At 68.3% G+C, this 8,370-nt stretch carries 8 protein-coding genes; 3 read left to right on the top strand and 5 right to left on the bottom strand.

Features of this window, described 5'->3' with window-relative positions; all coding sequences use genetic code 11:
- Nucleotides 1-355: XdhC family protein (locus DD1DGNOD_RS29095; RefSeq protein ID WP_241255575.1), on the bottom strand; the 355-nt coding region annotated here is incomplete at its 3' end.
- 278 nt (nucleotides 356-633) lie between these two features.
- Here DD1DGNOD_RS29095 and DD1DGNOD_RS08605 point away from each other — a divergent pair.
- Complete coding sequence (locus DD1DGNOD_RS08605; protein WP_131766033.1) at nucleotides 634-1,563, top strand: PAC2 family protein; 930 nt, start codon at nucleotides 634-636, stop codon at nucleotides 1,561-1,563.
- A gap of 41 nt (nucleotides 1,564-1,604) precedes the next feature.
- Here the strand turns inward: DD1DGNOD_RS08605 and DD1DGNOD_RS08600 are convergent, their stop codons facing one another.
- Complete coding sequence (locus DD1DGNOD_RS08600) at nucleotides 1,605-3,164, bottom strand: NAD(P)/FAD-dependent oxidoreductase (protein WP_241255574.1); 1,560 nt, start codon at nucleotides 3,162-3,164, stop codon at nucleotides 1,605-1,607.
- Between the two features lie 177 nt (nucleotides 3,165-3,341).
- Between DD1DGNOD_RS08600 and DD1DGNOD_RS08595 the strand changes: the two genes are divergently transcribed.
- Entirely contained in the window at nucleotides 3,342-4,190 is an 849-nt protein-coding gene (locus DD1DGNOD_RS08595) for an SDR family oxidoreductase (RefSeq protein WP_131769845.1), read from the top strand.
- An 84-nt stretch (nucleotides 4,191-4,274) separates the two neighbouring features.
- On the opposite strand, the gene DD1DGNOD_RS08590 is transcribed toward DD1DGNOD_RS08595, so the two are convergent.
- The 3 genes from DD1DGNOD_RS08590 to DD1DGNOD_RS08580 form a co-directional block, all read right to left on the bottom strand.
- Complete coding sequence (locus tag DD1DGNOD_RS08590) at nucleotides 4,275-6,185, bottom strand: amino acid transporter (RefSeq protein ID WP_131766073.1); 1,911 nt, start codon at nucleotides 6,183-6,185, stop codon at nucleotides 4,275-4,277.
- Nucleotides 6,186-6,843: 658 nt separating this feature from the next.
- On the bottom strand, nucleotides 6,844-7,065 hold the full coding sequence (locus DD1DGNOD_RS08585) for a hypothetical protein (protein ID WP_131766030.1): 222 nt from the start codon (nucleotides 7,063-7,065) through the stop codon (nucleotides 6,844-6,846).
- Nucleotides 7,066-7,355: 290 nt separating this feature from the next.
- Nucleotides 7,356-7,646 (bottom strand): hypothetical protein, encoded by a 291-nt coding sequence (locus DD1DGNOD_RS08580; RefSeq protein ID WP_165034837.1) that lies wholly within the window; start codon nucleotides 7,644-7,646, stop codon nucleotides 7,356-7,358.
- A gap of 112 nt (nucleotides 7,647-7,758) precedes the next feature.
- Here DD1DGNOD_RS08580 and DD1DGNOD_RS08575 point away from each other — a divergent pair.
- Nucleotides 7,759-8,370, top strand: a 612-nt coding sequence (locus tag DD1DGNOD_RS08575; protein WP_131769844.1) for an alcohol dehydrogenase, incomplete at its 3' end; no start/stop codon positions are given.

The following is an 8,370-nucleotide window of genomic DNA, read 5'->3' as shown; positions in this document are numbered from 1 at the left end:
CGTCCACCGCCACCGCCACGTCGCCGAACTCCGGCGCCCGCCGGCGGTCGATGCTCTGCACGAAGACGCTGATCGTCCCACCGCAGGTCAGTCCGGTCGCGAACACGTCGTCATCGCCCAGGCCGTATGTGGCCAGCGCCGGCTCACCCGTGGCAAGCACCTGGCATGCCATCTCGTACACCGCGCCCTCGACGCAACCGCCCGAGATGCTGCCGACCGCGTCCCCGTCGGCGTTCACGGCCATCACCGCACCGGGCGGACGCGGCGCGGACGAACTGGTCGCGACCACGGTGGCGAGCGCGAACGGCGTCCCCGCCGTCCACCAGCGGGCCAGCTCCGGCAGCGCGTCACGCATGAAACCTCCTTACCGCTTTGCCGCCACGCCCGCCCTCGTCAGCGACAGCGAGACACTGCTCCTAGGTTGGACTACCCGTGCCGACCACGCCGCGCAGGACACAGCCACGATCTCCCGCCATGGCCACCGCCCGCCCGGGCCTGAACCCAACTGCGATACTTACCGCGAGCGGTCCACCAGGTTCCCAGGAGGCGTCACGCGGTAGGAACAGATCGGCACCGTTGCCGCTTCATCTTCGTTGAAGCGGTCGACAGACTTCTGTGAGGAGACCCTGACCAGTGCTCGACCCGAGTGAGCTGTATGAAGTCGCCGACGACCTGCCGGAGATCGGCAGGTCCGTGCTGGTGGAGGCGCTCACCGGTGTCGTCGATGCGGGTGGCGCGATTCGGCTGGCCCGCGACCACCTGCTGACCACGCTGGACAACCGTCTCATCGCGACCTTCGACGTCGATCAGTTGCTCGACTACCGCTCCCGGCGCCCGTTCATGATCTTTGTTGAGGACCACTGGGAACACTACGACGAGCCGGTACTCGGGCTGTATCTCGTTGACGACAGCGCCGGCACGCCGTTCCTGCTGCTGTCCGGTCCAGAACCTGACCTGCAGTGGAAGCGGTTCATCGCCGCCGTCGGCGCCCTCGCCCAGCGCCTGAGCGTCCGGCTGACCGTGGGTCTCAACGCGATCCCGATGGCCGTTCCGCACACCCGCCCGTGCGGCGTCACCGCGCATGCCACCCGTCGGGATCTCATCATCGGATACGAGCCGTGGGTGCGGCGGGTCCAGGTCCCCGGCAGCGCCGGCCATCTCATGGAGTACCAGCGTGGGCGCGACGGTCTCGACGCGATGGGGTTCGCCGCCCATGTCCCGCACTATCTGTCGCAGACCGACTATCCGGCAGCCACCGAAAGCCTGCTCACCTCGCTGTCGAAGGCGACCGGCCTGATGCTCCCGCTGGACGGGCTGCGCTCCGCCTCAGCGGCCATCCGCGGCAACATCGACCGGCAGCTGGCAAACGGCGGTGAAGCCGCGGCGCTGGTCACCGCCCTCGAAGAACAGTACGACACGTTCATCCAAGGTCGAGAAGGTACCGACCTTCCGGCGGCCACGACCGAGGCGCTGCCCACTGCGGACGAACTCGCTGCCGCGCTGGAACGCTTCCTCGCGGAGCAGACCGAGCCTGACGGCCCACCCGACCTTCCCTCGGGCTGACCGTCAGGCTCCCCAGCGCTTGTCCTACCCCAGCGCTTGTGCTATCTGGCCCCGCTGCCGGTGTAGATGTCGGTCCGTTCAGCAGCGCTGATCGAGGATTTGGCCGGGGGCAGGAACCCGAGCTGGACGATCTGACGTGGGGTGAAGGCACCGAGGAGCCAGTCGGCCGCAACCCGGGTCTTGTTGGTCAGGCACGGCAGCGCCCGGAGGTGGTACATGCGGGTCAACGCCGCGGCAGGCACCCCGGACAGGGGAACCCCGAGGGGATCGGCCACCGCGGCGGTCCCGCCGAGGTCGACGATGAAGCCGAGATTGCGATGCCGGTATGGCCGGGCCGTCGCGTAGCCCAGCGACGCGGCGACACTGCGAGCGGCGGCAGCTGCCTGCCGGACCGCATGCTGGGCGGTCTGCCCCGCGGGCTGGCAACCCTGGGTGACGTCCGGCACGGCCGCAGCGTCGCCGAGTGCGAACATGCCCGCGACGTCGGGCACCCGGAACTGGGCGTCCACCACCAGCCGACCCTGCCGGGTCGTCGGCAGGCCCAGGGTGGCGACCAGCGGACTGGGGCTGACCCCCGCGCACCAGACCAGGGTATGGGTCGCCACAATCTCACCGGTGGTGAACCGGACGCTGTCCGCACTCACCTCCGCGACGGACGTCCGTAGCCGCACCTCGACGCCGCGCGCGGCCAGCACCCGCGCCGCACGATCGCCCAGAGCGGTACGCAGCTCCGGCAACACCCGTGGTGCCAGATCGGCCAGGATCCACCGGATGTCCCCCTCGGCGAGCCTCGGGTACTGGTACACCGCCCGGCTGGTGAACTGCGTCATCTGCGCGGCGAGCTCCGTCCCGGTGTAACCGGCCCCGATCACCACGAACGTGCACCGCGCCCGGCGCTCGGCCGGATCGTCGCAGGCATCGGCGTACTCAAGCTGGCGGAGTACGTGATCGCGTAGATAGACGGCTTCCGCGAGGTTCTTCAGACCCAGCGCATGGTCGGTGAGCCCCGGGACGTCGAAGGTGCGGGTCACCGCCCCGGGTGCGAGCACGAGCCGGTCCCAGCGCAGCTTCTCCCGGAAGCCGTCGGGCCGGCGGATCGTGACCGTACCGCCCCCGGCGTCGGTCCCTCCCGCGGCACCGGCGCCTCCAGCGGCGTCGACCGCGACGACGTGGCCGAGGCGGAGCGTGGTCCGCCGCAACGCGGCCCTGATGGAGACCGCCAGGTGACGCGGTTCGGCCTCGTTGGCGCTGACCTGCGGCAACAGCGACGTGTACAGGAGATGATCCACCGGGGACACGACGACGAGTTCGGCTGCGTCCGCCGGCAACCGCCGTTCCAGATGGCTGAGCACCCCGAAACCGCCGAAGCCGCTGCCGACCACGACAACCCGCGGGCGCGCCCGCGAACGTCCCGGGCTGTCGGCGGTCCGCGAAACCGCCGTGTCCCCGCCCGGCGACCAGGGGGCTGTGGCCTTCCGGACCCGATGGAACCACGTCGAGTGCACGTCATCGGTCACGGTTGCCTCCAGCGTCTCGTTGCGGCGAGCTGCCCAGGTCGTCTCCCGCGACTCCTTCCAGGTACCGGGACGGGTAAACCGCAACCATGCCCCGGACGACCGGTGACGGCCTGCCAGGAGTCCGGTGACGATCTGCCGCGAACGTCGCCGACGGGCTACTCTGCCCGCAGGCCGCAACTATGCTGTCCGCTCGAGGCTGTCCGCTCGAGCACGGACCTGCACGGGCCACCCATGAGACGGACCACCCAGAAGGGACCGCCGATGAGCACATCCCCGCGGACCGTCGTGGTCACCGGGGCGTCGAAGGGGATCGGCGCGGCGACCGTGCGCCAGCTGGTCGGCCAGGGCAGACGGGTGATCGCCGGAGTACGCCGGGAGCAGGACGCGGCGGCGCTGAAGGCCGGATTCGGCGAGCGGGTCGTGCCCGTCCAGCTCGACGTGACCGATCCGGACGCGGTGGCAGCAGCCGTCGCCACCGTGCGCGACACCGTCGGAGCCGATGGTCTGGCGGGTCTGGTCAACAACGCGGGCATCGCGGTCGCCGCGCCGGTGGAGTTCCTCCCTCCGGCGGAGCTGCGCCGCCAGCTCGACGTCAATGTCGTCGGCCAGGTGGCGGTCACCCAGGCGCTGCTCCCCCTGCTGCGCGACGGCCACGGCCGGATCGTCAACGTGGGCTCGATCGGCGACCGGATCGTCTCGCCGATGCTCGGCGCGTACACCGCATCGAAGTTCGCGCTGGCCGCGCTCACCGACACGCTGCGCCTCGAGCTCGCACCGTGGGGGATCGGTGTCGTCCTCGTCGAACCCGGAGCAGTCGCGACGCCGATCTGGCAGACGGCGACAGCATCCGCCGACCAGCTGCTCGCGACGCTGCCCCCGACGGTCGACAAGCTGTACGGGGCACAGATCGCCGCCGCCCGCGCGAGCGCGAGGCGCAACGACGCCGCCGGGATCCCACCGGAGGAGGTCGCGAAGGTGATCGCGCACGCTCTGACGACTCGACGGCCCCGTACCCGGTATCTCGTCGGCAGGGACGCCCGCATCGCCTCTGCCGTTGCCCGGCTGCCACCGCGGGTGCGCGACCGCCTCGTCCTCAGCCAGTCACGATGACCAGGTGGCCGGATGGCCGTGGAGCCCCAACGGCCGTGGCGTCAGGTGCCTTTGGGGGCAACCGATCGGCGCACGCCCTGAATGTCAACCGACGTGGACGAAGGGTCGTCGGGCTGGGTCGGGTTCGGCTTCGCGGAGCACCTCACGGGTGACGGGCGCAACCTCGCCGACGCCGACGAACAGGAACCGCAGCAGGTTGAGCAGGGGATTTCCCTCGCTCCACTCGAAGTAGACGTGCGGGCGCTCGCCGGTGACGTCACGCAGGTGCAGCAGGAGCGCCGCGATCGCGTTGGGTACGGAGGTGCTTGTCAGCTTCAGGATCCGGTAGCCGTGGCGTTCCTCGCCCCGGACGTCGAGTTCGCTTTCGAACTCCGATGCGTCCGGCACCGTCACCTCGACGAAGAGCAGGGGATCTCCGTCGGGGATGTGCAGGTCACGACGTTCTTGCCGTTCCTTGTCGTAGTATTCGGCGGCGTCCCTCAGGTCCGGCTCATTGGCGATCAGCCGTAGTTGGCCGGATCCGGCGGCCTCGGCGACGAACCGTGTTGCGGCGTCGTCGAGGCGCACGTTCGTGACGCGCAGCTCGAACGCGCGTATCCCACGCGACGCGAACGACACGACGATGATCGTCATGATGAAGAACGACCCGATGATCAGACCGTCCGGCCGTTCGATGATGTTCGCGATGGTCGTGTAGACGAAAACCATGGTGATGGCCGCGAACCCGGTGGTGTATACGCGCCGGCTCCGTTTCACCGACGCCAGCGTCACTGCCAGTGATGCCGATGTGATGAGGACGAGCACGCCGGTCGCGTAGGCGCCGGCCTGCTTGTCGACGCTGGCCCGAAACAGCACCGTGACGACGAACGCGACCGCGGTGAACACGAGGACCAGCGGGCGGACCGCACGCGCCCAGTGCGGGGCCATCCCATAGCGCGGCAGATAACGGGGCACCAGGTTGAGCAGCCCCGCCAGCGCGGACGCACCGGCGAACCACAGGATTGCGATGGTGCTGACGTCGTAAACGGTCCCGAATACGTTGCCCAACAGTTCGTGGGCGAGATAGGCAAGGGCGCGGCCGTTGGCGGCGCCGCCCGTCTCGAACTCCGCCTTCGGGATGAGCAGGGTCGTCACCATGCTGCTGGCCAGCAGAAAAACGCTCATAATTATCGCTGCGGTGGTGAGCAGGTGCCGGGTTCCCCGGATCCGCCCGGCGGGATGCTCCTCCGTGTCGGATGCGTCCCCGCGGATCAGCGGCATCACCGCCACGCCGGTCTCGAAACCGGAAAGTCCCAGCGCGAGCTTTGGAAAGACCACGAGCGCCACCCCGATAATCAACAGGGGGTTCGGATGCTCGGACACCAGCAGGGTGTGCCAGTCGTCGACGACGTGCGGGGTATGCAGCACCTGGACCGCACCGGCCAGCACGACGACGAGGTTCAGCGTCAGATAAACTATGACCAGGGCGACCGCGATACCGAGGGCCTCGGTGAAACCCTTGAGAAATACCGCGGCAAGCAGGGCGAGCAGCACCAGCGTGACAAGCACGTTATGACCGTCCAGGAAGTCCGGGGCGTACGGGTTCTCGATGAGGTGCGCGGTGGCGTCGGCGGCCGAGAGGGTAACCGTGATGAGGAAGTCGGTGGCGGCGAACCCCAACAGAACCAGGACGAGCATCTTTCCCGACCACCACGGCAGAAGATGCTCCAGCATCGCGATGGAACCCTCACCGTGGGGGCTCGACAACGCCACTTTCCGGTAGACGGGAAGAGCCCCGAACAGGGTGAGCAGAACAAGGATCAGCGTCGCGACCGGGCTGAGGCTGCCGGCGGCAAGAGCGGCGATACCAGGCTGGTAACCGAGGGTGGAGAAGTAGTCCACTCCCGTGAGGCACATCACACGCCACCACGGGTGGCGCCTGTGCTCGACCGGAAGCTGGGCGTGGGGTCCCGCGTGCTGCCGCGACCGCTCGGCCAAGCCCTGGAGCAGCCACATGCGTAGGCGCTGGTCGTGCTGGCTTGTCCGGACAGGCTCTACGACAGTCACTACCAGCGCCTTCCATCGGATACAGAGTCGAATTGAGGGTAAGGGTTCGCTCATGACCACATCCCGTACTCGCCAGGCGGCCCACCGGTCGGCTGCAGGTCACCGCGAAGGGCGATGTTCGGCCTGGTGAGGAAGTGCGACACAACGCAGCCAAACGAGCCGGAGTCTACGGCGGGGCTCCGCCTCGCGCAGGCGCGTCCGGATGAATGGTCACGTGTGCATCCGGCCCCATTCATCACCCGTCCATCCAGCGGCACGATCCCGTTCTTCGGGACCACCGACAAACGTGGGAGAGCGACGGGTCGCAGTCGCTGCCGGGCACCATGGGATGGCAGGCAATTCATAGCGTTAGACATATTCGTGACGCTGCTGAAAATATCGGGAATTTCCTGTCAATCTACCCATTTTTTCGGCTCTGCCCCGTGACGGACGGGCGACGAGCAGGCGACGCATAGCGACCGATTTCCCGGCTGTCCCGGCCTGGCGTCCGGCTGTCCCGGCCGGGGCAAGCGGAGCGGCAGGCATGGCATGGCCGTCGTGGCCCCAGAACAACCGGGGCCACGACGGCCATGTGCGGTTACTTGATTCGTGGCTACCTGGGTCGTGGCTACCTGGCCGAGGTGTTCAGCGCCGCGAGCGCCGAAGCCCAACGGAAGTACTTCAGATTGGCCAGATCAGCCACTGTTTTAACGCCGAACGCCTCCTGCAACAGTTGGCCGTCTCGGTCCGAAACCCCCTTCAGGGCCGACACCGGTGCGGTGAGAATCTCCGCCAGATCCTGCTCCGCCCACGCCTTGTCCAACACTTTGTCGAGGTCGATAGAAGCCATATTTCCTCCTGGCACCCGACGGTCCCGCCATCCGGCCGGCGGCCCCTGTGTCCACAAGTATGATGCCGCACCCGGAAACGCACCACCGGCACCCGGTTCCCAGGCTCCTTCCGGGCGGGGGGTTCTTCAGCAGTATGTCTGTGCCGGTGAAATCCGGGGACTCACCCTATAACCTGGTTCGCGAACATTCCGACCAGTCGGCTTCGTTGTGGTGAACCGCCCGGAAAATCCACCGTGCCGCTGCACCGGTGACGACAACGGCGTTGGGCGATACGGTCGTCGGGGCCTTCTCATCGCCACGGAGCCTTCAGCTCCTCCTTCGGCGTGACATTCAGGGCCAGGACGGCGGCGTAACCGGCAAGTATCACCGTCGCCATGGCACTGAGCACGAATCCGAGCCAGCCGATGGTGGACAGGTAGTACCGGCCAGTCTGCAGGCAGGCGGCAGCGGCTGCCTCGGCAGGATGTACCTGGAGATGCAACTGAAGCTGGCGCAGCCACTCCCACTCCAGCAGGACCCAGTCGTCGTGCCTGCCCGACAGCAGCTCACCGACCGGGACGACCATCCCCTCGCCCCTCACCTGCCCGACGGTGCACCGCACATCGTCTGCCCGTTACAGTAAGGGACAGCATAGTGAACTGATAAGTTCAAATGACAATACTGTCAAGACATCCAACGTGTAGGGGGTCAATGTGGAGGCCTTGGTCGTCGATCCCGCCGCTCGGGCGGGGCTGAGCATCGGGTCCCGGCCCGAGCCCGTCCCCGGTCGCAGCCAGCTGGTGCTGGAGGTCGCAGCGTTCTCGCTGGTCGATCGTGATCTGCGCTATGCCCCTGGGATGCTCGGACCCGGCGAGGTGTGGGGATTCGACGCCGCGGGCGTGGTCGCCGTGGCCGCGGCCGACGGGAGCGGACCACCGGCGGGCACACATGTCGTCACAGTGCTGCCCGCCCCCGGTGCCTGGGCGCGGCGGATAGCGGTCGACAGCGCCGACGTGGCGATCCTCCCGGACGGCGTCGACGCGGGCACCGCGACGGCGTTGGCGCTTCCGGGCATCTCCGCCCTGCAGGCGGTAGGCGTGTTCGGGACGCTGCTCGGCCGGCGTCTGCTGGTCACGGGCGCCTCCGGGGCCGTCGGCTGGTACGCCGTGCAGCTGGCCACCCGTGCCGGTGCGCACGTGGTGGCCGCCGTACGCAACCACGCTGACAGCGATGCTCTGGCCGAGATCGGGGCGGCCGAGATCGTGACCGACCTCGGCCAGGTCAGCCCGCCGGTGGACGGCGTACTCGACGTAGTCGGCGGGCCA

Source organism: Candidatus Protofrankia californiensis (genome assembly GCF_900634765.1).
In the GTDB taxonomy this organism is placed as follows: domain Bacteria; phylum Actinomycetota; class Actinomycetes; order Frankiales; family Frankiaceae; genus Protofrankia; species Protofrankia californiensis.
This window is presented reverse-complemented; position numbering and strand designations above follow the sequence as displayed.

Bases quoted from the DNA above. Each gene is read 5' to 3' on its own strand.
- DD1DGNOD_RS08595 (WP_131769845.1), top strand. From the start codon at position 3,342: ATGAGCACATCCCCGCGGACCGTCGTGGTCACCGGGGCGTCGAAGGGG.
- DD1DGNOD_RS08590 (WP_131766073.1), bottom strand. From the start codon at position 6,185: ATGTGGCTGCTCCAGGGCTTGGCCGAGCGGTCGCGGCAGCACGCGGGA.
- DD1DGNOD_RS08585 (WP_131766030.1), bottom strand. From the start codon at position 7,065: ATGGCTTCTATCGACCTCGACAAAGTGTTGGACAAGGCGTGGGCGGAG.